This is a genomic window from Hydrogenophaga sp. (genome assembly GCF_019264445.1).
In the GTDB taxonomy this organism is placed as follows: Bacteria; Pseudomonadota; Gammaproteobacteria; order Burkholderiales; family Burkholderiaceae_C; genus Hydrogenophaga.
Genome location: NZ_JAHVAB010000076.1, coordinates 35,166 through 60,015, shown reverse-complemented (window position 1 = coordinate 60,015; position 24,850 = coordinate 35,166). Strand labels below are relative to the sequence as shown.

The window sequence follows — 24,850 nt, the reverse complement described above, 5'->3', positions numbered from 1 at the left end:
GATTATGGGTGGGTGCGCCACGCGGCCTGCAGACGTCCGGCCAGCATCAGCCCCAACAGCGAGGAAACCCCGGTGACCGTCCATGTCCACTGCCAGCCGCCCGTGAGTGTGGCCACCCATGCCACCGCCGGCGGTCCCATGAATTGGCCCAGCGCGGAGAACTGCTGCATCCAGCCCACGGTGGTGGACACGGTGTCGTTGTCAGGAGCGAGTTTGACCGCCAGACCGAACAAAGTCCCGGGAATCAGGCCGCCCACGCCAGAAAACACCAGCACCGCCAGGTACTGCGCCGCCGGGTGGCCTACCGCACCGAACGCCACCCACGACCCCACCCCCATGGCGATGTACGCCAGCGCCAGCACCCCACCCGGCTGCGCGCCGCGCGAAAGCCACCAGCCAGCGCCAATGTTGCCCGCCATGTTGATGCCAGCGGCCAATGCGCTGAGCACAGCGACAGTTGTGCCGGTGTAGCCGGCCTGGTGGTAGATGGTGGGCAGAAAGCCCACTACCGCCAACCACTGACCCGAATACAGGAAGAACGCAAGTGCCACCAGCCACGGGCCGCCCGATTGCAGCGTGCGCCGCAGGCGCGCACCCAGGGACGAAGCCGGGGATGCCGCAGTGGCCGCCAGGGCGGCATCCGGTGCTGCCCACTTCGCCAGCCCCGCCGCGGCCATCAGCGACAGCCCCGCCAGCAGCACCCAGGCCCAGCGCCAACCCACCACCTGGAGCAATGGCACGCCAAGCAGCAAAGCCAAGGCTGTGCCCAACGGCATGTAGGCGCCCCACCAGCCCAAAGCCCGCGACAGCGCCGCCCCCTGCTGAACCCGTTGGCGCAACAGGCCTGGTGCGGGCAGCACTGCGCAAAGAAATCCCATGCCCTCGACCACACGCGTGGCCAGCAGCACGGGCACGCTGGGCGCGAGCGCGCCGAGTGCACTGCCTGCGGCCAGCAACATCAGCCCACCGAGCATGACGCGTCGGGGGCCCAGGCGGTCGGCCATGAGGCCGACCATCAAACCCAGCGTCATGCCGGCCAGTTGAACCAGCGAAAGAAGAAAGCCCGCCTGCACCAGGCTCAGACCAAGGTCATCGCGCAACACGGGAATCGCCACGGGCAGTTTGCCCACGTGCAACGCACAGGTGACGCCCACCGCCACCACGAGCGCCGCCAGGCCGCGCGTGCCTGTGGGTGTCTCAGGTGTCACGGAAACATCACCGCGCCAAACAGGCGCTCGTGCTCGCGGATGGCAAATCGGTCGGTCATGCCGGCGATGTAGTCGGCCACGGCGCGGGCCAGGTCCTGTCTCTGGCCGTATGCATCAGGCAACTCCGCAGGCGCATTCAGGTAACGCTCAAACAGATCGGTCACCACCTGGCGTGCGCGCTCCGTGGTCTCCATCACCTGCGGATGCCGGTACAAATTGCGGAAGAGGAATGTCTTCAGCGCTTGCGAACGCTGCCGCATGTCATCAGAAAACGCCACCAGCGGCGGTGCGCGTCGAACGGCGTCCGCGCTGTCCACGCCCGATGTGAGCACCCGGGCGCGCGTGGTGTCGATGACGTCATACACCTGGTCGCTGAGCATGAGGCGAATGGTCTCGAACAGCAGCCGCCTCCCCATCAGGTCCGGATGGGCGGTCAGAGCGGCACGTCGGTAGTGCTCAAAGAGCTCCACCTCGCCCAGTTGCTCCAGGGTGAGAAGACCGGATCGCACGCCATCGTCGATGTCGTGCGCGTTGTAGGCAATTTCATCCGCCAAGTTGCACAGCTGGGCCTCCAGCGAAGGCGCGCCGCCGCTCAAAAACCGCGACGCCACCCCGCCCGGCTCCTGCTGCTCCAGGCGAGCCGCGTTGGCTTTGGAGCAGTGCTTGAGAATGCCTTCGCGCGTCTCGAAACACAGGTTCAAGCCATCGAACGCGGGGTAGCGCTCTTCCAGTTCGTCGACCACTCGCAAGCTTTGCAAGTTGTGCTCGAAACCCCAGCCATCCGCCTCGCCGGCCTGCGCATGGCTCGACGCGCTCTTCAAACATGCATTGAGCGCGTCCTGACCCGCATGCCCGAAAGGGGTATGCCCCAGGTCATGCGCCAGGGCAATCGCTTCGACCAGGTCTTCGTTGAGACGGAGCGATCTCGCGATGCTGCGACCCAGCTGCGCCACTTCCAGCGAATGGGTCAGCCGCGTGCGAAACAAGTCGCCTTCGTGGTTAAGGAACACCTGGGTCTTGTAGACCAGCCGACGAAACGCCGTGCAGTGAATCACACGGTCGCGGTCACGCTGGAACGCGGTCCGGGTGGGCGCTTCGGCCTCGGGATGGCGGCGACCACGGCTCTGGCCCGGGTCGCTCGCGCAATGAGCGAGCCCAGCTGGCATCGGCTGTGTGGCGGCAGCCATCAGCCCCGACAACTGGTTTCGATGACCTGAGCCACCAGCGCATCGGGCGCGCTGCGCATCACCGCACGCCCCGGCGAATCGATCACCACGAACTTGATCGCACCGGCTTCCGACTTCTTGTCAACGCGCATGAGCGAGAGATAGCGTTCAACGTTGTCTTGCGTGTCGAGCACCGGCGCCACCGTAGGCAGACCGGCGCGCTGGATAAGCCGCGTGAGCCGATCCACGAAGGCTGCATCCACGAGACCAAGCGCCTGGGAAAGCCGCGCGGCCATCACCATGCCGCAACCGACCGCCTCGCCGTGCAGCCACGCGCCGTAACCCATGCCCGCTTCAATGGCGTGACCAAAGGTGTGACCGAAGTTCAGAATCGCGCGCACGCCCGACTCACGCTCATCCTGCCCCACCACCCAGGCCTTGATTTCACAGCTGCGGCGCACCGCAAAGGCGAGCGCATCCGCATCCCGCGCCATCAGCGGCTCGATGCTGGCCTCGATCCAGTCCAGAAATGCCATGTCGGCGATCGGTCCGTACTTGATCACCTCAGCCAGTCCCGCGCTCAGCTCGCGCGCCGGGAGCGTCCTGAGCACATCGAGGTCACACAGCACGCGCAGCGGCTGGTAGAACGCCCCAATCATGTTTTTGCCCAAAGAGTGATTGATGGCCGTCTTGCCTCCCACAGACGAATCCACTTGGGCCAACAAGGTCGTTGGGACCTGCACAAAGGGCACGCCTCGCATGTAGCTCGCCGCGGCAAAACCCGTCATGTCGCCCACCACGCCACCGCCCAGCGCAAAAAGCACCGTCTTGCGATCGCAACCCTTGGAGAGCAACGCGTCAAAGATGAGATTGAGCGATTCCCACGTCTTGTATGACTCGCCATCGGGCAGCGAGACCACATGCACGGTGCGGTAACGAGCCTGGATCGCTTGAACCAGCCTTGCCTGGTAAAGAGGCGCCACCGTCTGGTTGGTGACGATCATGGCACTGGAGGCCGGCGGCAAGCCGTCGTAGCTGTGCGCTGAATCCAGCACACCCGCTCCGATCAGGATGCCGTAGCTGCGATCGCCGAGATCAATGTCAACTTGTTGAAATGGGGAATGCAGCTGCTGTGAGGTCATGGGCTCCGAGTTTATCGGGACCAGACGCCCGCGCAGCTCAGGACGCAGAAGCGCAGGGCGGCTCAGGCTGACGTGCGCCACCCAGCTCCACCTGCATCACGATCATGTTGACGAGCGTCGCCACCGAGGGGCGCCCGGTCTCGATCACAAAATGCGCCGTCTCCCGGTACAAGGGATCTCGCACTTCGAACAGATCGCGAATGCGCTGCAAGGGATCTTCCACCTGAAGCAACGGGCGGTTTCGGTCGTAGCGAAGCCGCCGAAAAACTTCTTCGGGTGTTGACTTCAGGTAGAAAACGGCGCCCCTGCTGTGCAACCGTTGCCGGTTTTCAGGTCGCAGTATCGAACCCCCCCCCGTGGACACCACGGCAGCAGGCCCCTGTGTCAATTCATCCAGGACGGATGCTTCAAGATCGCGAAACCGGGCCTCGCCCTCACGCTCGAAAAACTCACGAATGGAGCAACCCAGCCGCTGTTCAATGACGTGGTCTGAATCAAAGAACGGAAGCGCGATGCGACGCGACAGCTGGCGCCCAACCGTCGACTTGCCGGAGCCCGGCAAGCCGATCAGGTAAATCGAAGAACCCGGGTTCAATTGATCGCCGAACGCCCCAGGACACGCGGTGTGATGAAGATCAGCAACTCGGACTTGTTGGCGATGCGGTTGCGCGACTTGAAGAGGTTGCCGACGGCTGGCAGATCACCAAGCAACGGAACCTTGTTGACTTCATCGCGTTCGGTTTGCTCGAAGATACCGCCGATCACCACCGTACCGCCGTTCTCGACCAGCACCTGCGTTTGCACGTGCTTGGTGTTGATGGCGATGCCGTCGGGCGTTGACTCGCCTCGGCTGTCCTTGTTGATATCCAGATCCAGAATGATGTTGCCTTCCGGCGTGATCTGGGGCGTGACCTCCAGCTTCAAGTTCGCCTTGCGGAACGCAATGGCCGTGGCGCCGCTCGAAGTCGCTGTTTGGTAAGGGAACTCCGTGCCCTGCTCGATCAAGGCCTTGACCTGGTCAGCAGTCACCACGCGAGGGCTGGAGACGATACGGCCCTTGCCATCCGATTCAAGCGCCGAGATCTCAAGACTCAGGAACCGCGAGGCGTTGGGGCTGAACAGCGAGAGCGCGTAAGACGCAGCCGCGGCCGATCCAGGGTTCGCAGGAAGGCTGACGAAGGGGGCCGATGTCAGCGTGGGGCCCGTGGAAACGGCCCCGTATGTGGAGCCAAAGTTGCCCAGCACAGGGTTGCCGTTGACCGATCCTGCCCCGAAACCACGAACGCCACCACCCAGACGAACACCCAAGGATTTACCGAAGGTATCGTCGGCCTCGACGATGCGTGCTTCGATCATCACCTGGCGGATCGGAATATCCAGTTTGCGGATCAGCTCCTGCACCTGCTCCAGGCGCGACGGAATGTCCGTGACAAACAGCTGGTTGGTGCGTGGCTCAGAGATGACACTGCCGCGCTCCGAGAGAATCCGGGCGCTGGCGCCACCCGATGCGCCACCACCGCCGCCGCCAGAAGCGGTCAACTGAGTCGCGATGTCGGCCGCCTTGGCATAGTTCATCTGGAACCCTTGGGTGCGCAGCGTCTCCAGGCTCTGGATAGACGCTTTCGACTCAAGCTCCTGCTTTTCACGCGTGGCAATCTCGTCTTTGGGCGCAATCCACAGCACGTTGCCCGACTTGCGCATGCCCAGACCCTTGGCCTGCAAGATGATGTCCAACGCCTGGTCCCAAGGCACATCCTTCAGCCGCAAGGTCACCGAGCCGGAGACCGAGTCCGACGTCACGATATTGAAGTTCGTGAAGTCGGCAATGACCTGCAACAACGAGCGCACCTCGATGTTCTGGAAGTTCAGGGAGAGTTTTTCGCCGTTATAGCCGGGGCCTTGCGTCAACTTGGAGGAATCGACCTTCTGCTCGCGGATCTCCAGCACGAACTGGTTGTCGCTCTGGTAGGCCGAATGCTCCCAGTTCCCCGTGGGCGTCACGACCATGCGCACGCGGTCGCCTGCCTGCGAAGTGGTCACGCTTTGAACCGGAGTCCCGAAGTCGCTCACGTCCAGTCGGCGGCGAAGGCCTTCAGGCAGGGATGTTTTGAGGAACTCCACCACCAGGTTTTGGCCCTGCTGGCGGATATCCACGCCCACCTGGCTGTTGGCAAGGTCGACCACGACACGGCCGGCGTTGCCCACGCCCCGGCGGAAATCGATGTCTCTCAAGGCCACCACGTCGCGGTTGCGGTTCTCGGCAAAGGCCGCGGAAGGCGCGGTCGTGGCGGTGACCGGCTGTGACCGCTCCAGCACGACGATCAGGGATTTGCCCTCGATCTTGGCTTCATATGCGGCCGATTGCTTCAGATTGATGACCACGCGCGTGCGGTCACCGGCCTGAACGACGTTCGCCGATCGCAGATTGCCTTCGTTGATGTCCACGGCGTTGCGGCCAATGGCGTTGGCCACGCCTGGGAAGTCCAGCGCGATGCGTGCAGGCGCCTGGATGGTGAAGCCTGTAGGCACCGCAGCCAGCGGCTCCGTGGTGTTGATGCGAATGACTTCGACACCACCTTGAATGCCGCCGGTGATGGACTGGATGGCGTTTTGGGCCTGGGCCCAAACGGCCGTCAAGGTCATGCAGGCAATCGCGGCCCCTTTAAGAGCCCCCCACCCCAGCGCTGCGAACGTGGTTGCCCTGTTTGGCTTGTTCATTTAGAAGCATCCTCTTGTAACTGCAGCGCCGCAGCGCGCTCGATCCATTCCCCAGCCGAATCCTGCACGATCTCTCGCATCACCACCTCGGTTTCACTGATTCGCGTGACCCGTCCGTAGTTTTGCCCGAGGTAACTGCCTGGCCGAACCTGATAAAGCAGGTTGTCCACCTTCACCAGCGCCACCAGCTTGCCGTCTCGGTTCAGACTTCCCACCATCGACATCGTGTCCAGCGGATACGCTTCGAGCGGCTGCTTGCGGCGGTTCAGTTCGGGCTCGATGAGCGCGGAATTGACAACCGGGGCGGCCTGACTGCCACGCAATACGCTGGCCAGTTTTTCGCTGCTGAACGGCTCTGTCTGTCTTTCGCCCAGGTAGGCCTGAGGCACAAATTTGGTGGGCTCGGGAATGGGCTGAACAGAAGGCTTGATCGAGTTCCGCTCGGTCTGCATCCAGGCGTGAAGTTCGTCCTGCCCGGAAGCGGTACACGCCGCGAGCGAGCCCAGCAGCACCAGGCCTGCACCCATTGAAATCCATCGGCTGTAGCTCACTGCTTGGGCCCCTTCCCTGCCGCCTTTTGCTGCGCCGCAATTTCCTCCTGATCCAGGTAACGGAAAGTCTTGGCTGTGCAGTCAAGCGTCAAAACACCGTCGCGCTCCTTGATGGGCGTCAACGTCATGTTGTTCAAAGTCACGATGCGGGACAGGTTGGCGATATCCGCGGCAAACAAGCCGATGTCGTGGTACGTGCCGGTCACACGCACCGAAATGGGCAACTCGGCGTAATACTCTTTCACGCTCACTTGACCAGGACGGAACAGTTCAAATTGAAGGCTGCGTCCCAGGCCGGCCTGGTTGATGTCAGACAGCAAGGCATCCATTTCGGCCTTGCTGGGCAGCTGCTTCTCAAGCTGCGTCACGTATTGCTGAACCTGTTCCAGCTGCTTGCGCAACGCATCCAGATTGACCGCCTGCACCAGCTTCTTGCGGTAGTCCTCCCGCAACTGCTCTTCTCGGGCTTTTTCCGCAATCAGCTCTTCATCTGAAGTTTTCAACCACGCGAACCAGAGGCCAGCGATGACGGCGGCGCACACGGCCACGAAAAGCAAATTGCGCGGCAACCCCGGCCACTGAGACGGGTCGTTGGGATCCAGTCCTGTGAACTGGGCCTTGAGCTTGTCCTGGATTCCCTTGAAATCCACATTGATGCTGGGCGACTTGGCCATGTTGCGAGGTCCTATGTTCAGACTTTGCCCGTCGCGCCTGGCGCTGGGGCGGCCGACCCCGCAGCAGGCGCGGCAGATGGCCGCTGCAATGACACACGGATGGTGAAGTTGGACACGCGTCGCTGGTCACGCCCAGACACCGAAGACCGGGCCGAAACGATTTCCACCAGATCAGGCCGCACGAGCCATGGGCTGTTGTTGGCCAGATTGCGCAAGAGATCCGATACCCGCTCTTGAGACTGGGCCACACCCACCAGAAGCACGCTCTGGTTCTCTTGCCTCATGCTGCTCAGGTACACGCCATCGGGGAGCTGGGCCACCAGCTCATCAAGCAGATGCACAGGCAGGTTGCGGTCACCCTGCAGGTTTTCGACCGCGGTTTGACGGGCACGCAACGAGGCGATTTCTCGTTGCAGGTTGGCAATGTCCTTGATCTCTTCCTCAAGCTTCTTGATCTCGGTCTGCAGAAACGCATTGCGATCCTGCTGCGAAGCGATCTGCCCTTGGTACCACGTGAACACTGCGCCACAGACAATGCCCCCGAGCAAGGCGGACAGTCCCAACTGCGTGAAGAACTGGTCCTTCTGCTTCTTTCGCGCCGCCTCCCGGTGCGGCAACAGATTGATCAGAATCATTGGTAGAACCTCCGCAGCGCGAGACCCGTGGAGGTCAGGTACGAGGGAGCCTCCCGGGACATCTTGCGGGCCTGCACCGAAGCGGCCATCTCCATCGCATCAAACGGATTGATGATCATGCAGGCAAACGACGTCTGGTGAGTTACCGCCTCGGTCAGACCGGGCAAAGCGGCGCTCCCGCCGGCCAGAAGAATGTGGTCGACCTTGTTGTAAGGCGTGCTGGTGAAAAAGAACTGGAGCTCCCGGCCGACTTCCTGGGCCATGCTCTCGATGAAAGGGTCAAGAACCGCCGAGCGGTAGTCGTCGGGCAGATCGCCTGACCGCTTCTTGGCCTCTGCCTCGTCTGAAGAGAAGCCGTACTGTCTAACGATGAGCTGCGTGAGTTGTGCTCCGCCGAACGCCTGGTCCCGCTCGTACAGAACTTCATCGTTGCGCATCACCTGCATGCTGGTGGTCAAAGCGCCGACTTCAAACAGCGCCACGAGTGCATCCACGCCCTGGTTGGGCAAGGTCTCGATCACGCGGCCAGCGGCCATGCGCGACGCGTACGACTCAACGTCCATCACCACGGGCTTGAGCCCAGCAGCCTCGGCCAGACCTTGGCGGTCAGACACTTTTTCCTTGCGAGACGCGGCGATGAGCACCTCCACGTCACCCACCGAGTTCGCGCTGGGACCAATGACGCAGAAATCGAGGCTCACCTCGTCAAGCGAGAAGGGGATGTACTGGTTCGCCTCAGACTCAACCTGGGCCTCAAGCTCTTTGTCCGAAAGGCCACCCGGCAGGATGATCTTTTTGGTGATGACCGCCGATGCCGGCAGTGCCAGCGCCACGTTTTTGGTCTTGCTGCCGCTCTTGCGCACCACGCGACGGACCGCCTCGGCCACCTCGTCGAATTTTTCAATATTGCCGTCGGTGATCCAGCCACGCTCCAGAGGCTCCATGGCGCAACGTTCCAGCACGAGATCGCCCGAGCGGTTGCGGCCCAGTTCAACCAGCTTGACGCTGGACGAGCTGACATCGATGCCCAACAAGGGCGCCGGTTCACGGCTGAATAACGACCCCAATGAGATCAAGGCGGCCCCCAAAATAGACGGCAACACGCGTTGCCAAACTTAAGAATTCACTTGAATGCTAGCAGTAAGCCCCTTGTCCAGCAAAGATTTTTTGCCTTTGAGACAAAGTGAAACGTTGTCAAAAGCATACGCACTCAAGGCCTCATGCTCACTGCTTCATCGGCCACTTGGCCGAGAAATACACAACAACTCACAATACGTGTCCGGGCCTCTCAAAGCGCCCTCAACGGATTTTTATAATCGCCGGCTCCGGCACCGAACGACTGCATGGCCAAGAACGACACTTCTTCAAACACCCCCCCCGACGCGCCAGTATTGACTGGCCGAACTGCACTGGTCTGGGCCGGTCGCTTGGTGGTGGGTCTGGCCGGACTGGCGGCGGCGGGTGTTGCGTGCGTGCTGATGGCCGTCTGCATCGCGCTCGCGGTGGCTTATCCGAATTTGCCCGAAGTGGCGGGGCTGGCCGACTACCGGCCGAAGCTGCCCTTGCGGGTGATTTCCTCCGATGGCTCTTTGATTGGTGAATTTGGTGAGGAAAGGCGCAACCTGCTCACCATCAATGAAATTCCCGCCGTCATGAAGAATGCCGTGCTGGCCATCGAGGACGCGCGCTTTTTCGAGCACAACGGTGTGGACTATCGCGGCATGATCCGCGCTGCGCTGGCCAACTTGCGGCAAGCCAAGAGCCAGGGCGCTTCCACCATCACGATGCAGGTGGCGCGCAACGTGTACCTTTCCGCAGAGAAAAGTTACACGCGCAAGATCTATGAGGTGCTGCTGACCTTCAAGCTGGAGCACATGCTGACGAAGGAGCAGATCCTCGAGATCTATATGAACCAGATTTTTCTGGGGCAGAGGGCTTACGGCTTTTCTGCGGCATCACAGATTTACTTCGGCAAATCGCTCAAGGACGTCTCCATCGCCGAAGCTGCGATGCTGGCCGGCCTCCCGCAGGCACCGTCGGCTTACAACCCGGTCAGGAATCCCCGCCGAGCGCGGGCGCGCCAGCTGCACATCATTGATCGCATGGTGGAGAACGGCTTCATCACGGAGGCCGAAGCGGAAGTGGCCAAGGCGGAGCAGCTCAAGCTGAGGGTCGTGAACAACCCCGACCGGCCGCATGCAGAGTTTGTCGCCGAAATGGTGCGGCAGGCGATCGTGTCTCAGTACGGCGAAGAAGCGTACACGCGCGGTCTGGTGGTGACCACGACGATCAAGGCCAACGAGCAGTTGGCCGCCTATCGCGCGGTGCGCCAGGGTGTGCTGGACTACGAGCGCCGGCAGTTCTATCGCGGACCCGAGTTGTTCATCGAGTTGCCGGAAGACAAGGCAGCGCGGGACGACGCAATTGACGAGGCGCTGAACGACCGTCCAGACAATGACGACCTGCTGTCGGCGGTCGTGCTCGAGGCCAATGCGAAGCGCGTGGTGGCTGTCCGGCAAGACGGCGAGCCCTTCGAGATCACCGGCGAAGGTCTCAAGCCAGTGCAGTCCGGGCTGTCCGACAAGGCGGGGCCCAACATCAAGATCCGGCCTGGCGCCGTGATCCGGGTGGTGCAAACGGCTCCCAAAGTCTGGCGCATCACCCAGCTGCCAGAGGTGGAATCGGCGTTTGTGGCGCTCGACCCGCGCACGGGCAAGGTGATTGCACTGGTCGGTGGCTTTGATTTTCAGAAGAGCAAGTTCAACCACGTCACGCAAGCGTGGCGCCAGCCAGGTTCGAGCTTCAAGCCGTTTATCTACTCCGCCGCTCTCGAAAAGGGCCTGACGCCCATGACGGTGGTGAACGACGCCCCCCTCTTTTATTCCGCGGGCGAGACCGGCGGCAAGCCCTGGGAACCCAAAAACTACGATGGTCAGTTCGAAGGCCCGATGTCTGTGCGGCGCGCCCTGGCCAAATCCAAAAACATGGTGTCCATTCGCGTTCTGCAACTGGTGGGCACCCAGAGCGCGCAGGAGTGGGTCTCGCGCTTCGGGTTCGATGCCGACAAACATCCGCCCTACCTCACGATGGCGCTGGGCGCTGGCTCCGTGACACCCATGCAGATGGTCACAGGCTATTCGGTATTTGCCAATGGCGGCTACCGCATCTCGCCCACGCTCATCACGCGCGTGAGTGACCACAAAGGCAAGGTGTTGTACGAAACGCCCGAAATCGCCTTGAGCGATGCCCAGCGCGCCATCGAACCGCGCAACGCATTCGTCATGAACAGCCTGCTGCAGGAGATCACACGCTCTGGCACGGCCGCACGCGCCCAGGCCACACTCAAGCGGCCCGACCTGTACGGCAAGACCGGTACGACCAACGACTCGGTGGACGCGTGGTTTGTCGGCTACCAACCCACCCTGGTGGCGGCCGCCTGGGTGGGCTACGACACGCCTCGCAACCTGGGCAGCCGCGAAACCGGTGGCGGCCTGAGCCTGCCCATCTGGATTTCGTTCATGTCGGAGGCGCTCAAGGGTGTGCCCGTTGCGCCCTATGCGCCACCCTCGGGCGTGATCAACGTGGGTGGCGAGTGGTACTACGAGGAGTTCGGGCCTGGCAGTGGCGTGCACAGCCTCGGCCTGCAAGACCCCTGGCCCGGTGGAGCACCGGCGGTCACGGCGCCTGATGCAAACGCTCCCGTGAACAAGCCCCCGGCACCCACGGAAGAGCGCCGCAGCATCCTGGACTTGTTCAGGAACTGAAGCTCAGCGCCCGGCCCGACTGCTCGGAGGCGAATCGCGACAGGTGGGCAAAAAACTCGCCTTGCCCCTTGGTGTCCCGCCAAGCCTGACCATCGTGCTTGTAGTGGAAACCTCCCGCCCGAGCCGCCATCCACACTTCGTGCAACGGTTTCTGCAGGTTGATGATGATCTGGCTGCCGTTGGAAAACGTCAGGGTGATCATGCCTCCCACGCGCTGGTTATCAACGTCGGCATCGGTGGCGTCGTTGATGTCGTCACAAGCCTGTTCAATGGCCCGCAGCAGCGCCTCAGCGCGGTCCAGGTACTCGATGTCGGTCATTACAATGCGGCGATGTTTGGATTGAAACGCATTCTAGGTCGGGCTCTTCGCCCCTCTCGAGGCAAGGCCATCGCGGCGTCGGCCCTGTGCGCACTGATGCTCACGGCATGCGGCCAACGAGGCCCCCTGTACCTGCCTGCGCCAGACCACGCGCCCGCCAAAAAGCCATCCAGCACGACACCTTACGAAGCGCCCACCGCACCTGTTGCGCGCTGACCCGCACCCCCAGCCTTGCCCTGCATGACCACCTCGACCGGCCTGTCTTCAGGCACCACGCTGCCTCCCTTCATCACTTACCAGCAAGACCAGTTGATGCTGGAAGGTGTGTCGCTGGATCGACTGACTCAGGAACATGGCACGCCGTTGTTTGTGTACAGCCGGGCCGCCATGCTCCATGCGCTGTCAGCCTACCAGCGCGGGCTGGCGGGGCGCCAGCACCTGATCTGCTACGCGATGAAGGCCAACTCTTCGTTGGCCATCCTGCACACGCTGGTGCAGGCGGGTTGCGGGCTGGACATCGTCTCCGGTGGTGAGCTGGAACGTGCAATGGCTGTCGGCGTCGACCCCGGCAAGATCATCTTCTCGGGTGTGGGCAAGACCCGCGCCGAGATGCGGCAGGCTCTGGAGGTCGGTATTGGCTGCTTCAATGTGGAGAGCCGCGCAGAACTCGATGTGCTGGACGAAGTGGCCCGCGGGATGGGCGTGCGCGCAGCGGTGAGTGTGCGCGTCAATCCCAATGTGGACGCCCAGACCCACCCGTACATCTCGACCGGGCTCAAGGGTAACAAGTTCGGTATCGCCCACGAGGATGTGCTGTCGACGTATCAGCACGCCGCACAGTGCCAGGGGCTGCGGGTGGTGGGCATCGACTGTCACATCGGCTCGCAGATCACGCAGACCGGCCCGTATCTTGACGCCATGGACCGCGTGCTCGACCTCGTGCAGAACATCGAAGCCGCCGGCGTCCGCATTGAGCACATCGACTTCGGCGGTGGTCTGGGTATCGACTACCAAGGTGACAACCCGCCGCAGGCCGATGCACTCTGGTCTGCACTGCTCCAGCGCCTGGACGCGCGCGGATTTGGCGATCGAAAAATCTTCATCGAACCCGGTCGTTCGCTGGTGGGCAATGCGGGCGTCTGCCTCACCGAGGTGCTCTACCTCAAGCCCGGCGAACAGAAAAACTTTCTGATCGTCGACGCAGCCATGAACGACCTGCCGCGGCCAGCGATGTACCAGGCGTTCCACCGCATCGTGCCGGTCTCGCCGCGTGCCAACGCGGCGCCCATGACCTGGGACGTGGTGGGCCCTGTTTGTGAGAGCGGCGACTGGATCGGGCGCGATCGCGAGCTGGCTGTGCAATCCGGTGACCGGCTCGCTGTGCTGTCGGCTGGCGCTTACTGCATGAGCATGGCCAGCAACTACAACACGCGGGGTCGCGCCGCCGAAGTGCTGGTGGATGGCAACCAGGCCCATCTGATCCGCGCACGCGAATCCACGGCCGATCAAACGCGGCTGGAACGCCTGCCCTGAACCGCGCGATCGCGCGGTGCTGCGCGATCGACACCACAGACAGCCCATCAGGTGGCCGCTGCAGCAAGGGCTGCAGCCATCGCGCGTTGGCCCGCATGGCTGCGGCCAAATCAGAGTTTCGTGGATACCCCCCTCGGTGTTTGCACCTATAGGCCGGGGCACGTGTCGTCCTCCAGAATCCCGTCACATTGTGCACAGCAACATAGCCCGACGGCCCGCACTGGAAGCGTCTCACACCCATGCACGACAAGACCAGCGACACCATTCTCGAAACGCGCCAGCTCACCAAATCCTTCAAGGGTTTCACCGCCGTCAACAACGTCAACCTGCGCGTCAGGCGTGGCGCGATCCACGCGTTGATCGGACCCAACGGCGCGGGCAAGACGACTTGCTTCAACCTGCTGACCAAGTTTCTTGAACCCACGCAGGGTCAGATCTTGTTCAACGGACAAGACATCACCCGCGAACTGCCGGCTCACATCGCCCGACGCGGCATCATCCGCTCGTTCCAGATTTCGGCGGTGTTCCCGCACTTGAGCGTGCTGGAAAACGTGCGCGTGGGCCTGCAGCGCAAGCTGGGCACGGCGTATCACTTCTGGAAGAGCGAACGCAGCCTCACCCGGCTGAATGACCAGGCCTACAGCCTGCTCACCGAGGTGGGCCTGCAGGACTTCGCCCAGGAGACGACCGTCAACCTGCCGTACGGCCGCAAGCGCGCACTGGAAATCGCGACCACGCTGGCCATGGAGCCCGAATTGATGCTGCTGGATGAGCCCACGCAGGGCATGGGCCATGAGGATGTGGACCGGGTGACGCAACTCATCAAGAAGGTGGCGGCTGGCCGGACCATCCTGATGGTTGAACACAACATGGGCGTGGTCTCCACCATCGCCGACACGATCACGGTGCTGCAGCGCGGCGCGGTGCTGGCAGAAGGTTCGTACGCCGAGGTGTCGGGCAACCCCGCTGTGATGGAAGCCTACATGGGCACCACCGAAGGCCAGTTGCAGGGGGCTCACTGATGAGCGCGCCTGCCCTCGAAATCCAGAACCTGCAAGCCTGGTATGGCGAATCGCATGTGCTGCACGGCGTCGACATGGTGGTGCAGCCGGGTGAAGTGGTCACGCTGCTCGGGCGCAACGGCGCGGGCCGCACCTCGACACTGCGCGCGATCCTGGGCCTGACCGGCTCGCGCAAAGGCTCCATCAAGAGCAACGGCCAGGAGCTCATTCACCTGCCCACACACAAAATCGCCCGCCATGGCATCGGCTACTGCCCGGAGGAGCGCGGCATCTTCGCGAGCCTGACGTGCGAAGAAAACCTCATGCTCCCGCCCACGCTCAAGGGCACGGACAAGGGCATGTCGGTCGCCGACATCTACGAGATGTTCCCCAATCTGGCTGAGCGCCGCCACAGCCAGGGCACGCGCCTGTCGGGTGGTGAGCAGCAGATGCTGGCCGTGGCCCGCATCCTGCGCACAGGTGCCAACCTGCTGCTGCTCGACGAGATTTCCGAAGGCCTGGCGCCTGTGATCGTGCAGGCGCTGGCGCGCATGATCAAGATGCTCAAAAGCAAGGGCTACACCGTGGTGATGGTGGAGCAGAACTTCCACTTTGCCGCACCCCTGGCCGACCGCTTCTACGTCATGGAGCACGGCCGCATGGTCGAGCGCTTTGACGCCGCCCAACTGCAGGAAAAGATGCCCGTTCTGAACGAACTGCTCGGCGTCTGAAGCCCGCCACCGCTTTCTTCCACACCAACTCAATGGAGACCGACAGCATGAAACACACCATCAAACTGCTCACACTGGCCCTGGGTGCCGCTGGCCTCGTCACGGCCGTGCAGGCGCAGGACAAGGTCCGCATCGGCTTCACCACCGACATGTCCAGCCTGTACTCGGACGTGGATGGCAAAAATGGCGCCATGGCCATCCAGATGGCCATCGACGACTTCGGCGGCAAGGTGCTGGGCAAGCCCATCGAACTGCTGACCGCCGACCACCAGAACAAGGCCGATATCGCTGCCTCGAAGGCGCGCGAATGGTTTGACACGCAAAACGTGGACGCAATGATCGGCGGCACCAACTCCGGCACCGCCCTGGCCACGGCCAAGGTGGCTGAAGAAAAGAAGAAGGTCTACATCGTCAACGGCGCGGGCTCCTCGGCCCTGACCAACGCGGCCTGCTCGCCCTACGTGGTGCACTACGCCTACGACACCGTGGCGCTCGCCAAAGGCACGGGCGGTGCCGTGGTGAAGCAGGGCGGCAAGGACTGGTTCTTCCTGACAGCCGACTACGCCTTTGGCCATGCGCTGGAAACCGACACCGCCAACGTGGTGAAGGCCGCGGGCGGCGCGGTCAAGGGCACGGTGCGTGCCCCGCTGAACACCTCGGACTTCTCCTCGTTCCTGCTGCAGGCACAAAGCTCGGGCGCCAAGATCCTCGGGCTGGCCAATGCCGGCGGCGACACCATCGCCTCCATCAAGGCCGCCAGCGAATTCGGCATCACCAAGACGATGAAGCTCGCCGGCTTGCTGATGTTCGTGACCGACATCCACAGCCTTGGCCTGAAGGACACGCAAGGCATGTACCTGACGGACAGCTGGTACTGGGACAAAGACGACGCAAGCCGCGCCTTCGCCCGGAAGTTTTTCCTGAAGGCCAAGAGCATGCCCACCAGCATCCACGCGGCCAACTACTCTGCAGCCACCACCTACCTGAAAGCCGTCACGGCGGCCAAGACCACCGACAGCGACAAGGTGATGGCGCAGCTCAAGAGCATGGAAATCAACGACTTCTTCGGCAAGGGCCGCATCCGTCCTGATGGCCGGTATGTGCACGACATGTACCTGCTGGAAGTCAAGAAGCCCGCCGAGTCCAAGCAACCCTGGGACTACATGAAGGTCGCTGCCACGCTCAAGGGCGACGAGGTCTTCACGACCAAGGCCGAGTCCAAGTGCGCACTCTGGAAGTGATCTGATGCGGGCGCCGCGGTCTTCGGTCCGCGGCGCCTGACGCTGCGACGCCCGCTCTTCAACCTGACGCACCGCCGATGGACTTCTTCGGAATACCTTTGTCCGCCCTGCTGGGCCAGCTGCTGCTGGGCCTGGTCAACGGATCTTTCTACGCCATCCTGAGCCTGGGCCTCGCGGTCATCTTTGGTCTGCTCAACGTGATCAACTTTGCGCACGGCGCACTGTTCATGCTGGGCGCGGTCCTGACCTGGATGGGCATGAACTACCTGGAGTTGAACTACTGGGTGATGCTCGTGCTTGCGCCGCTGCTGGTGGGCGTGCTCGGGGTCGTGATCGAGCGGCTCTTCCTGCGCTGGATCTACCGCCTCGACCACCTCTACGGCCTGCTGCTCACCCTGGGCATCACGCTCATGCTGGAGGGCGTGCTGCGCTCGGCCTACGGCGTATCCGGCCTGCCCTACAGCGCGCCCATTTCCGGTGCGACCAATCTCGGTTTCATGGTGATGCCCAACTACCGCGGTTTCGTGGTGCTGGCCTCGCTCATCGTCTGCTTCGCCACCTGGTACGTGATCGAGAAAACCAAGCTGGGCGCCTACTTGCGTGCGGGCACTGAAAACCCGCGCCTGGTGGAAGCCTTCGGCATCAACGTGCCGCTCATGGTGACGCTCACCTATGGCTTCGGCGTGGCACTCGCGGGCCTGGCGGGTGTGCTGGCCGCGCCCATCATGCAGATATCGCCGCTGATGGGACAGAACCTCATCATCATCGTCTTCGCGGTCGTCGTGATCGGGGGCATGGGCTCCATCCTCGGCACGATCCTGACCGGCCTGGGCCTGGGCGTCATCGAAGGACTGACCAAGGTCTTCTACCCCGAGGCGTCGTCCACCGTGGTCTTCGTCATCATGGCCATCGTGTTGCTGATCCGCCCCGCCGGGCTGTTTGGCAAGGAAAAGTGAAGCCTGCCGCATGAACTCGACTTCCAAGAACATTCTTTACGGCTTGCTGTTGCTCGGCCTCGTGGTGGCACCCTTTGTCGGGCTGTACCCGGTGCTGGTGATGAAGCTGCTGTGCTTCGCGCTGTTTGCCTCCGCGTTCAACCTGCTGCTGGGGTACACAGGTCTACTGTCTTTTGGCCACGCCGCCTTTCTGGGCGGCTCGGCCTACGTCACCGGGCACGCGCTCAAGGTATGGGGCGTGCCGCCGGAGCTGGGCCTGTTGATCGGCACGCTCGCCGGTGCGGTGCTGGGCTGGCTGGTGGGCTCACTGGCCATCCGCCGCCAGGGCATCTACTTCACCATGATCACGCTGGCGCTGGCGCAGATGCTGTTCTTCTTCTGCCTGCAAATGCCGTTCACTGGCGGTGAGGATGGACTGCAGGGCGTGCCACGCGGCAAGCTGCTGGGCGTCATCGATCTGAGCAATGACCTCACGATGTACTACTTCGCGCTGCTGATCACGGTGGGCGCATTCCTGCTGATCATGCGCATCGTGCACTCGCCGTTTGGCCAGATTCTCAAGGCCATCAAGGAAAACGAACCGCGCGCGATTTCACTGGGCTACGACACACAGCGCTTCAAGCTGCTGGTGTTCGTGCTGTCGGCTGCGCTCTCGGGCCTGGCTGGCTCGCTCAAGACACTGGCCATGGGCTTTGCCACGCTGACGGACGTGCACTGGACGATGTCCGGCTCGGTGGTGCTGATGACGCTCGTGGGTGGCCTGGGCACGCTCTCTGGCCCGCTGGTGGGTGCCGCCGTGGTGGTGGCGCTGGAGAACAAGCTGGGCGAAATCGGTCACTTTCTCGCCGCGGTGTCGGGCATCGAGTGGTTCAACAACTTGGGCGAGTCGGTGACCATGGTGATTGGCTTCATCTTCGTGGTGTGTGTGCTGGCCTTCCGGCGCGGCATCATGGGCGAGGCAAATGCGCTGGTGGAGCGCTGGCGCGGCAAACGCGCTTGATGCTGCAGGCGGGGTGCTCAGCCCCGCCAGCGGCGCCACACGCGCCAAGCCAGCAAGCTGCCCAGCACAGCGGCATACACCCCGACTTCGGCAAAGTTGTTCTTGCCCGCGCGCATCCAGAAAAAGTGCAGCACCGCCAGACCCGCGATCAGGTAGACCGCGCGGTGCAGCATCTGCCAGCGCTTGGCGCCCATGGCACGAATCGCCCGGTTGAACGAAGTGGCCGCCAGGGCCAGCAACAACACCCAGCCCAGAAACCCCACAAGGATGAAGGGACGCTTGACCACGTCGGCGGCGATGCCGGCCACGTCAAAGCCCATGTCAAACAGGGCATAGGCCAGCAAGTGCATGCTGGCGTAGAAAAACACGAACAGGCCGACCATGCGCCGCAGCCGCGCCAACGCCGGCCAGCCCGCCGTCACACGCAAGGGTGTGATGGCCAGCACCAGCACCAGGAAGCGCAGCGTCCAGTCACCCAATGAGCGGATCAGCGCTTCTGCCGGGTTGGCACCCAGCTGATTGCTGAAAGCGGCCCAGACCAGCCAAGCAAAAGGCAGGGTGGCCAGCGCAAAACCCAGCGGCTTGGCAGCCTTGTGTCCCAGCCAGCGGTTCACGCGCGAGCCGCCCGCCCGTGTGCCGGGTGTCCCGGCAGCCGTTGTGGTCACCATGAGCGTGCAGCGTCAGAACAGCTTGCGCAGGTCCATGCCGGCGTAGAGCTGCCCGACCTGGGGCGCATAGCCATTGAACATCTGGGTCTGGCGCCGCTTGGCGAACAGCCCGCTTCCCTCACCAATGCGACGCTCCGTGGCCTGGCTCCAGCGCGGGTGCGACACCTCCGGGTTGACGTTCGAGTAGAAGCCGTACTCCTGCGGCGCAGCCACGTTCCAGGCGGTGCGCGGCTCCTTGTCGGTGAAACGGATCTTGACCAGCGACTTCCCACTTTTGAAGCCGTACTTCCAGGGCACCACCAGCCGCAGCGGCGCGCCGTTCTGGTTGGGCAGCACCTCGCCGTACATGCCAAAGGCCAGCATCGTCAGCGGGTGCATGGCCTCGTCGAGCCGCAGGCCTTCCACATACGGCCAGCCCAGCACGTTGGAACGCAGGCCTGGCATCTGCTTGGGGTCGGCCAGCGTCACGAACTCGACGTACTTGGCGCTGCCCTGCGGCTGCACCTGCTTGATCAGTTCGTTCAACGAATAGCCCACCCACGGAATGACCATCGACCAGCCCTCCACGCAACGCAGCCGGTAGATGCGCTCCTCCATCGGGCTGAGCTTGAGCAGGGCGTCCAGGTCGTACGTCCCCGGCTTGTTGATCAACCCTTCCACCGCCACCGTCCACGGGCGGGGTTTGAGCGTTTTGGCCTGGTCGACGGGGTCGGACTTGTCGGTGCCGAACTCGTAGTAGTTGTTGTACGAGCTCGCGTCTTCATAGGAGGTGAGCGCTTCCATGGTCACCGCGCCGTCCACGGCAGAACGGCGACCAGGCAAGGCGGCGAGCCTGCCTGGCGGCTTCGCGGTGGCGGGTGAGCCCTGCGCCCACGCGTCGCGCCCGGCCCAGGCGGCCATGCCACCGCCCAACGCTGCGGTGGTCAACAGCCATTGCCGCCGGTTCTGGTAAACCGCCTGCGGCGTGATTTCACTGGACAGGGGATGGTTGAAACCGTTGTCGCGGTGGCGGAAGATCATGGCGCTGTCCTCAATGAATAGGACCCTGCCACGGAAGATGCCGGGCGGGCTTGAGTGTCGGTCGTGGGACCGGCGCCATTCTTACAAAGTTCCAGTCGCAGCGCCCTGCCCCTGGGCGCTGCGCGGGTATCAGAGCTCGCCGTAGCTGTGCAGGCCCGACAGGAACATGTTCACACCGAGGAAGGCAAACGTCGTGATCGCCAGCCCCACCAGCGCCCACCATGCCGCCACTGTGCCGCGCAGGCCCTTCATGAGGCGCATGTGCAACCAGGCCGCGTAGTTCAGCCAGACGATGAGCGCCCAGGTTTCCTTCGGGTCCCAGCTCCAGTAGCCGCCCCAGGCCTCCGCAGCCCACAGCGCGCCGAGCACGGTGGCAATGGTGAAGAAGGCAAAGCCCACCGCGATGGCCTTGTACATCACGTCGTCGAGCACTTCAAAACTGGGCAGGCGCTCGGCGATGCGGCGGCGGCCAAACAAAATGGTGGCCACGATGAGCGCCGAAATGCCGAAGTAGACAAACCAGTAGCTGCCACCGTTCTCTGCCGCCGACTGGCGGAACACGATGGGCTCGAAACACAGCGCCACGCCCAGCAACCACAGTGGCGCGAGCTTGTACCAGCGGCTCTCCGTGGCGCTTTGCTTGATCAGGTAGGCAAACGCCAGCATGGCCGCAATCGCAAAGGTGCCGTAGCCAATGAAGTTGGCCGGCACATGCAGCTTCATCCACCAGCTCTTGAGCGCCGGCACCAGGGGCTGGATGGCATGCGCTTCGCGCACCACCGTGTACCAGAGCAGGAAGCCCACGGCTGCGCTCACCACCAGCATCACGAAGGCACCCATGCCGCGCGTCTTGTACTGCTCTTCGTAATAGAGGTAGAAGGCGGCGGTCATCCAGCAAAACAGCACGAACACTTCGTACAGGTTGCTGACCGGGATATGCCCGATGTCGGGGCCGATCTGGTGGCTCTCGTACCAGCGCACCATGGTGCCGACCAGCGCCAGCGTCACGGCCGCCCAGGCCAGGCGCGACCCGAGCAGCTCAAACGTATCGCCCGCGCGCTTGAACATGCCCGCCCAGTAGAAGGCGGTGCTCATGAAGAACAGCATGCTCATCCAGAGGATGGCCGACTGGCTGGAAATGAAGTACTTCAGCATGAAGACCTGGTCGGCTCGGGCCAGGTCGGCGCTGCCCGCCGGCGTCTGGTACAGCCAGATGGCCAGCAGCGACAGCGCGGCCACACCCGCCGCCAACGCACGCAAGGGACGCCAGAACCAGCCCAGCCACACCATGGCCGGCACCGTGCCCACGAGGATGGCTTTCTCGTAGACATCCATGGCCGCGTTGTAGCGCACGAAAGCCCACGCGGCGCCCACCGTGACCAACACGGCGAACAACCAGTCCCAGACGTTGCGACGGGCCCAGTAACCCGGCTGCAGGCCCTGGCCCCCGTGGCCCTTTTTGAGTTCAATGGTTTGTGTGGCGGTGGCGGTATTCATCAATGCACCTTCAGCAATTGGGTCTTCAAAAGATCGAATTCACGGTCGGCTTCCATCGTCTTGCGGTTCGACGACAAGGCCATGCGGGCTTGAGAACCTTGGTCACCCGACGGTGCGAGCCAGACCCAGAGACGGCGCTCGCGCACGTAGAGCATGGCAAAAACGCCCAGAATGAGCAACAGGCAGCCCAGATACACGATGTTCTGGCCGGGCGCACGCGCCACCTGGAACACGCTGGCCTGCACATGCGTGAAGTCGGTGAGCTGGAACGTCATGGGTGCCGGGTAGAAGAAGGTGTCGCTCAGGCTGATGACGGCCTGCGACATGAACTGCTGCGTTGCGTCGCCGAGTTGCAGCGGGGGCAACCCGGCGCGCTCGCGGCTGATCTGCATCAGCTCGAACAGTGTGCCGTTGAGAATGCGCACCAGCACGTCGCTCGCGCGCTCACGCTCGGCCTCGGGCACATTGTTTTCCAGGAAAGCCGAGACGGCCTGCAGGCCTCCACGAATGGGCGGCGATGAATCGGTGCGGCCGGCTGTGGGCTGAAGCGCCGACGCTGGATTCGACTCTGCACCCGCGAACAGACCGAGAGCACGCGCAGCCGAGGCCGACAGCGCCTCAGCCAACTCGGGGCGCCCGTCTTCCACTGCCGCGGTGGCATAGCGGCGCACGGCCAGCTCTCGCATCTGGGGATCGGCCAGCGCGGCGCGCAGGCGCACAAAACCTTCGAGACCATCCTGGTCGTCCACGGGAATGCGCAGGTAGCGGAATGGCTCGGCTGGTGTTTCACGCAAACCGAGGAGGTACACGCGGGCGCCTTCAATCTCCACAGGAAGCATGTAGTTGTGGTACTCCACCGCCTGGCCTGCCGCATCGCGCAACTTGTAGGTCACGCTTGGCCCGACGTTGCGCAGCTTCTTCTCGGTCACGGTCTTGTGGCCCGAGCCCAGCCGGCTCTCGATCGAACCGCGCAGGTCGACCTTGCGCACGTCCACACCGGCAGCCGCCTTGTCGCCGGCAAAGTTCTCCACGTTGATCACGCGCAGGCCGGTGTACTCCAGCGTGAGTTTGTCGTTGCCATTGCTCAGCGCGGTCGAGCTGCCGATGGTGCCCTCGATCTCGAAAGGGCGCGACGGGCCATTGAGCGGCACGGCGCGCAACTTCACGCGCGAGCCTCCATCGTCAAAGCTGGACTGGTAAATGTTGATGCCACGGTGGCTGGCCGGGTGGTTGACTTCCACGCGGGCAGGCTTGCTCTCACCCGTCTCTTTGTCGTGGATCACGATGTCGCTGGCAAACAGCTTGGGCATGCCCGTTTCGTAATACTCGACGATGAACTTCTTGAGTTCCACAGAGAAGGGCAGGTCTTGCAACAGCACGCCTTGCGGTTGCGCCAGGATCGCAGTGCCCGCTGTGGTGCCTTCGGTCACCAGGAGGTTGCCACGAAAGGTCGGGTTGCTGGACGACAGCCGGTGCTGAGCCGGCACATCGGCGATCAGGCCTCCGCCCATGAAAGGCGTCTTGCCGTTGAACCAGGTCTGCGCGCGCACCATGAGGTCGCCGTCGAGCAGGCCACCGATACAGACCAGCACGATCGCGCTGTGCGCTGCCAGGTAACCGATCTTGTTGGCCGCCCCCGTTTTGGCCGCCACCATCCAGCCCTTGCCGGTGGGTGTCTCACGCGACTGCAGCTTGACCTTCCACCCCGAGCCCAACAAGGTCTGGCCGATCCGGTTGGCCGCCGCTTCCGGCGTTTCAGCCAGATCGCCCTCGGCCCGATGCGGAAACGCTTTCAGGCTTTGCTCGCGGATGTTCTCCTTGTAGGCCTTGAAGTCGGCAAAGATCTTGGGCGTGTTGCGGGCAATGCACAAGCTCGTGCTGACGACCAGGAACGCCAGGATCAGCAGAAACCACCAGGCGCTGTACACCGAGAACAAGCCGGCGCTGGCGAAAACATCGGCCCAGAAAGGCCCGAACTGGTTGACGTAATTGAGGAAGGGCTCGTGCTGCTTCACCACCGTGCCGATCACCGACGCGATACAGATCACGGTGAGCAGCGAGATGGCAAACCGCATCGACGACAGCAGCTCAACCACCTCGCTGACGAGCCGCGAGCCGGTGCGAATCTGCATGCCTTGGGTGGAAACAGTCATGGGGGCGTGGCGAAAAGAACGGTGCAACAAAAAGGGCGGCTCCGGTGGTCCCGGAACGCGCCCTGATGTGATGTGTTTTATGGCTGGCGGTTCACCGCCCGGCGGGTTTATTGCATTGTGCCGATGAATATCAACACTGGCTTATATCCCGGCCCATGACCAAGGGTATGAGGCCGACCGCCAAGCCCTTCAACGCAGGCCGGCGATGTAGTCCGATACCGCCTGGATTTCACGGTCGTTCATCTTGGCAGCGACACCCATCATCTGCGCGTTGTTCTTGCGGGTGCCGTTGCGGAAGTGCTCCAGCTGCGTCTTGGTGTACTCGGCGTGTTGTCCCGCCAAGCGAGGATATTGAGCAGGAATGCCTGCACCGTTGGGGCTGTGGCAGCCAGCGCAAGCTGCGATCTGGCGATCGGCGATACCGCCACGGTAGATGCGTTCGCCCAGGCGCACCAGGTCCTTGTCGGTCGCAGCGCCACCCTTGGCCTTCTGATCGGCCAGCCAGTAGGCGATGTTGCGCATGTCGGCGTCCGACAAGGTCGAGGCAAAGCCCTTCATGATCGCGTTGTCGCGCTTGCCCGACTTGAACTCCTGCAACTGCTTGACCAGGTACTCAGGGTGCTGCTGGGCCAGCTTGGGATTCGCCGGGGTGCTGGAGTTGCCGTCCGCCGCATGGCAAGCCACGCAAGCCTGACCGAATATGGCGCCGCCCTTGGCCAGGTCAGGCTTGACCGATTGCGCCTGGGCGCTGAACGACAAGGCTGCAGCAGCAGCGGCGCAAAGGAAGGAAACAGGCAATTTCATGACGGGGCGGGCGTCGGTTGCGACGGGTTCGGTTTGTGGGAATTCTCGGTTTGTCTGGACAAAGCCAAT

The 24,850-nt window shown here is 62.9% G+C and carries 23 protein-coding genes; 8 read left to right on the top strand and 15 right to left on the bottom strand.

What is annotated here, in order from left to right:
• Positions 1 to 2: 2 nt before the first annotated feature.
• The 9 genes from KXJ60_RS16725 to KXJ60_RS16685 all read right to left on the bottom strand — a co-directional run bounded on the left by KXJ60_RS16725 (position 3) and on the right by KXJ60_RS16685 (position 9,170).
• The gene (locus KXJ60_RS16725; protein ID WP_291130578.1) at positions 3 to 1,208 is read right to left on the bottom strand and encodes an MFS transporter; all 1,206 of its coding nucleotides are present in this window, start codon (positions 1,206 to 1,208) and stop codon (positions 3 to 5) included.
• Positions 1,205 to 2,374, bottom strand: coding sequence for a deoxyguanosinetriphosphate triphosphohydrolase (locus tag KXJ60_RS16720; protein WP_291130576.1), 1,170 nt, complete (start codon positions 2,372 to 2,374; stop codon positions 1,205 to 1,207). Before KXJ60_RS16720 ends, KXJ60_RS16725 begins: the two co-directional genes overlap by 4 nt.
• A 20-nt stretch (positions 2,375 to 2,394) precedes the next feature.
• On the bottom strand, positions 2,395 to 3,516 hold the full coding sequence (aroB, locus tag KXJ60_RS16715) for a 3-dehydroquinate synthase (RefSeq protein ID WP_291130574.1): 1,122 nt from the start codon (positions 3,514 to 3,516) through the stop codon (positions 2,395 to 2,397).
• A gap of 37 nt (positions 3,517 to 3,553) precedes the next feature.
• Positions 3,554 to 4,111: a shikimate kinase gene (locus tag KXJ60_RS16710; RefSeq protein ID WP_291130572.1), complete on the bottom strand. Its 558-nt coding sequence runs from the start codon at positions 4,109 to 4,111 to the stop codon at positions 3,554 to 3,556.
• Positions 4,108 to 6,159, bottom strand: a complete 2,052-nt coding sequence (locus tag KXJ60_RS16705) for a type IV pilus secretin PilQ (protein WP_291130737.1) — start codon at positions 6,157 to 6,159, stop codon at positions 4,108 to 4,110. Before KXJ60_RS16705 ends, KXJ60_RS16710 begins: the two co-directional genes overlap by 4 nt.
• A gap of 71 nt (positions 6,160 to 6,230) precedes the next feature.
• Positions 6,231 to 6,761 (bottom strand): pilus assembly protein PilP, encoded by a 531-nt coding sequence (locus KXJ60_RS16700; protein ID WP_291130734.1) that lies wholly within the window; start codon positions 6,759 to 6,761, stop codon positions 6,231 to 6,233.
• Between the two features lie 20 nt (positions 6,762 to 6,781).
• Positions 6,782 to 7,459 carry a type 4a pilus biogenesis protein PilO gene (locus tag KXJ60_RS16695; protein WP_291130569.1) on the bottom strand — a complete coding sequence of 226 codons (678 nt, stop codon included), beginning with the start codon at positions 7,457 to 7,459 and terminating at the stop codon, positions 6,782 to 6,784.
• Positions 7,460 to 7,476: 17 nt separating this feature from the next.
• The gene (locus KXJ60_RS16690) at positions 7,477 to 8,094 is read right to left on the bottom strand and encodes a PilN domain-containing protein (RefSeq protein ID WP_291130567.1); all 618 of its coding nucleotides are present in this window, start codon (positions 8,092 to 8,094) and stop codon (positions 7,477 to 7,479) included.
• Positions 8,091 to 9,170, bottom strand: coding sequence for a pilus assembly protein PilM (locus KXJ60_RS16685; protein WP_291130732.1), 1,080 nt, complete (start codon positions 9,168 to 9,170; stop codon positions 8,091 to 8,093). The genes KXJ60_RS16690 and KXJ60_RS16685 overlap by 4 nt, the downstream gene beginning before the upstream one ends.
• A 402-nt stretch (positions 9,171 to 9,572) precedes the next feature.
• Here KXJ60_RS16685 and KXJ60_RS16680 point away from each other — a divergent pair, with 402 nt between their 5' ends.
• Entirely contained in the window at positions 9,573 to 11,858 is a 2,286-nt protein-coding gene (locus KXJ60_RS16680; RefSeq protein ID WP_291130729.1) for a penicillin-binding protein 1A, read from the top strand.
• Here the strand turns inward: KXJ60_RS16680 and cyaY are convergent.
• Positions 11,848 to 12,177, bottom strand: coding sequence for an iron donor protein CyaY (gene cyaY / locus KXJ60_RS16675; protein ID WP_291130564.1), 330 nt, complete (start codon positions 12,175 to 12,177; stop codon positions 11,848 to 11,850). The genes KXJ60_RS16680 and cyaY overlap by 11 nt on opposite strands.
• 12 nt (positions 12,178 to 12,189) lie before the next feature.
• Between cyaY and KXJ60_RS21695 the strand changes: the two genes are divergently transcribed.
• The 7 genes from KXJ60_RS21695 to KXJ60_RS16645 all read left to right on the top strand — a co-directional run bounded on the left by KXJ60_RS21695 (position 12,190) and on the right by KXJ60_RS16645 (position 18,639).
• On the top strand, positions 12,190 to 12,393 hold the full coding sequence (locus KXJ60_RS21695) for a lipoprotein (protein ID WP_363318050.1): 204 nt from the start codon (positions 12,190 to 12,192) through the stop codon (positions 12,391 to 12,393).
• A gap of 24 nt (positions 12,394 to 12,417) precedes the next feature.
• Positions 12,418 to 13,710, top strand: coding sequence for a diaminopimelate decarboxylase (gene lysA, locus KXJ60_RS16670; protein ID WP_291130562.1), 1,293 nt, complete (start codon positions 12,418 to 12,420; stop codon positions 13,708 to 13,710).
• 239 nt (positions 13,711 to 13,949) lie between these two features.
• Positions 13,950 to 14,732: an ABC transporter ATP-binding protein gene (locus KXJ60_RS16665; RefSeq protein ID WP_291130559.1), complete on the top strand. Its 783-nt coding sequence runs from the start codon at positions 13,950 to 13,952 to the stop codon at positions 14,730 to 14,732.
• Positions 14,732 to 15,442, top strand: a complete 711-nt coding sequence (locus KXJ60_RS16660; RefSeq protein ID WP_291130556.1) for an ABC transporter ATP-binding protein — start codon at positions 14,732 to 14,734, stop codon at positions 15,440 to 15,442. The genes KXJ60_RS16665 and KXJ60_RS16660 overlap by 1 nt, the downstream gene beginning before the upstream one ends.
• 47 nt (positions 15,443 to 15,489) lie before the next feature.
• Entirely contained in the window at positions 15,490 to 16,683 is a 1,194-nt protein-coding gene (locus KXJ60_RS16655) for an ABC transporter substrate-binding protein (protein ID WP_291130554.1), read from the top strand.
• 77 nt (positions 16,684 to 16,760) lie between these two features.
• A complete protein-coding gene (locus tag KXJ60_RS16650) occupies positions 16,761 to 17,639 on the top strand; it encodes a branched-chain amino acid ABC transporter permease (protein ID WP_291130552.1) in 879 nt (292 codons plus the stop codon).
• A 10-nt stretch (positions 17,640 to 17,649) separates the two neighbouring features.
• Complete coding sequence (locus tag KXJ60_RS16645) at positions 17,650 to 18,639, top strand: branched-chain amino acid ABC transporter permease (protein WP_291130549.1); 990 nt, start codon at positions 17,650 to 17,652, stop codon at positions 18,637 to 18,639.
• A 17-nt stretch (positions 18,640 to 18,656) separates the two neighbouring features.
• On the opposite strand, the gene KXJ60_RS16640 is transcribed toward KXJ60_RS16645, so the two are convergent.
• From KXJ60_RS16640 to KXJ60_RS16620, 5 genes are all read right to left on the bottom strand, one after another.
• Positions 18,657 to 19,307, bottom strand: a complete 651-nt coding sequence (locus KXJ60_RS16640; RefSeq protein WP_291130547.1) for a protein-methionine-sulfoxide reductase heme-binding subunit MsrQ — start codon at positions 19,305 to 19,307, stop codon at positions 18,657 to 18,659.
• Between the two features lie 12 nt (positions 19,308 to 19,319).
• Positions 19,320 to 20,327, bottom strand: a complete 1,008-nt coding sequence (msrP, locus tag KXJ60_RS16635) for a protein-methionine-sulfoxide reductase catalytic subunit MsrP (protein WP_291130544.1) — start codon at positions 20,325 to 20,327, stop codon at positions 19,320 to 19,322.
• Positions 20,328 to 20,456: 129 nt separating this feature from the next.
• Positions 20,457 to 21,824, bottom strand: a complete 1,368-nt coding sequence (gene ccsB, locus KXJ60_RS16630; protein WP_291130543.1) for a c-type cytochrome biogenesis protein CcsB — start codon at positions 21,822 to 21,824, stop codon at positions 20,457 to 20,459.
• On the bottom strand, positions 21,824 to 23,977 hold the full coding sequence (locus KXJ60_RS16625) for a cytochrome c biogenesis protein ResB (protein WP_291130540.1): 2,154 nt from the start codon (positions 23,975 to 23,977) through the stop codon (positions 21,824 to 21,826). The genes ccsB and KXJ60_RS16625 overlap by 1 nt, the downstream gene beginning before the upstream one ends.
• Before the next feature lie 189 nt (positions 23,978 to 24,166).
• The gene (locus KXJ60_RS16620; RefSeq protein WP_291130537.1) at positions 24,167 to 24,781 is read right to left on the bottom strand and encodes a c-type cytochrome; all 615 of its coding nucleotides are present in this window, start codon (positions 24,779 to 24,781) and stop codon (positions 24,167 to 24,169) included.
• Between the last annotated feature and the right edge of the window lie 69 nt (positions 24,782 to 24,850).

Bases quoted from the DNA above. Each gene is read 5' to 3' on its own strand.
- KXJ60_RS16705 (WP_291130737.1), bottom strand. From the start codon at position 6,159: ATGACCTTGACGGCCGTTTGGGCCCAGGCCCAAAACGCCATCCAGTCC.
- KXJ60_RS16625 (WP_291130540.1), bottom strand. From the start codon at position 23,977: ATGACTGTTTCCACCCAAGGCATGCAGATTCGCACCGGCTCGCGGCTC.
- KXJ60_RS16700 (WP_291130734.1), bottom strand. From the start codon at position 6,761: ATGGGTGCAGGCCTGGTGCTGCTGGGCTCGCTCGCGGCGTGTACCGCT.
- KXJ60_RS16620 (WP_291130537.1), bottom strand. From the start codon at position 24,781: ATGAAATTGCCTGTTTCCTTCCTTTGCGCCGCTGCTGCTGCAGCCTTG.
- lysA (WP_291130562.1), top strand. From the start codon at position 12,418: ATGACCACCTCGACCGGCCTGTCTTCAGGCACCACGCTGCCTCCCTTC.
- KXJ60_RS16720 (WP_291130576.1), bottom strand. From the start codon at position 2,374: ATGCCAGCTGGGCTCGCTCATTGCGCGAGCGACCCGGGCCAGAGCCGT.
- KXJ60_RS21695 (WP_363318050.1), top strand. From the start codon at position 12,190: ATGTTTGGATTGAAACGCATTCTAGGTCGGGCTCTTCGCCCCTCTCGA.
- KXJ60_RS16690 (WP_291130567.1), bottom strand. From the start codon at position 8,094: ATGATTCTGATCAATCTGTTGCCGCACCGGGAGGCGGCGCGAAAGAAG.
- KXJ60_RS16645 (WP_291130549.1), top strand. From the start codon at position 17,650: ATGAACTCGACTTCCAAGAACATTCTTTACGGCTTGCTGTTGCTCGGC.
- KXJ60_RS16695 (WP_291130569.1), bottom strand. From the start codon at position 7,459: ATGGCCAAGTCGCCCAGCATCAATGTGGATTTCAAGGGAATCCAGGAC.
- ccsB (WP_291130543.1), bottom strand. From the start codon at position 21,824: ATGAATACCGCCACCGCCACACAAACCATTGAACTCAAAAAGGGCCAC.
- KXJ60_RS16650 (WP_291130552.1), top strand. From the start codon at position 16,761: ATGGACTTCTTCGGAATACCTTTGTCCGCCCTGCTGGGCCAGCTGCTG.
- cyaY (WP_291130564.1), bottom strand. From the start codon at position 12,177: ATGACCGACATCGAGTACCTGGACCGCGCTGAGGCGCTGCTGCGGGCC.
- KXJ60_RS16640 (WP_291130547.1), bottom strand. From the start codon at position 19,307: ATGGTGACCACAACGGCTGCCGGGACACCCGGCACACGGGCGGGCGGC.
- aroB (WP_291130574.1), bottom strand. From the start codon at position 3,516: ATGACCTCACAGCAGCTGCATTCCCCATTTCAACAAGTTGACATTGAT.
- KXJ60_RS16680 (WP_291130729.1), top strand. From the start codon at position 9,573: ATGGCCGTCTGCATCGCGCTCGCGGTGGCTTATCCGAATTTGCCCGAA.
- KXJ60_RS16660 (WP_291130556.1), top strand. From the start codon at position 14,732: ATGAGCGCGCCTGCCCTCGAAATCCAGAACCTGCAAGCCTGGTATGGC.
- KXJ60_RS16665 (WP_291130559.1), top strand. From the start codon at position 13,950: ATGCACGACAAGACCAGCGACACCATTCTCGAAACGCGCCAGCTCACC.
- KXJ60_RS16655 (WP_291130554.1), top strand. From the start codon at position 15,490: ATGAAACACACCATCAAACTGCTCACACTGGCCCTGGGTGCCGCTGGC.
- msrP (WP_291130544.1), bottom strand. From the start codon at position 20,327: ATGATCTTCCGCCACCGCGACAACGGTTTCAACCATCCCCTGTCCAGT.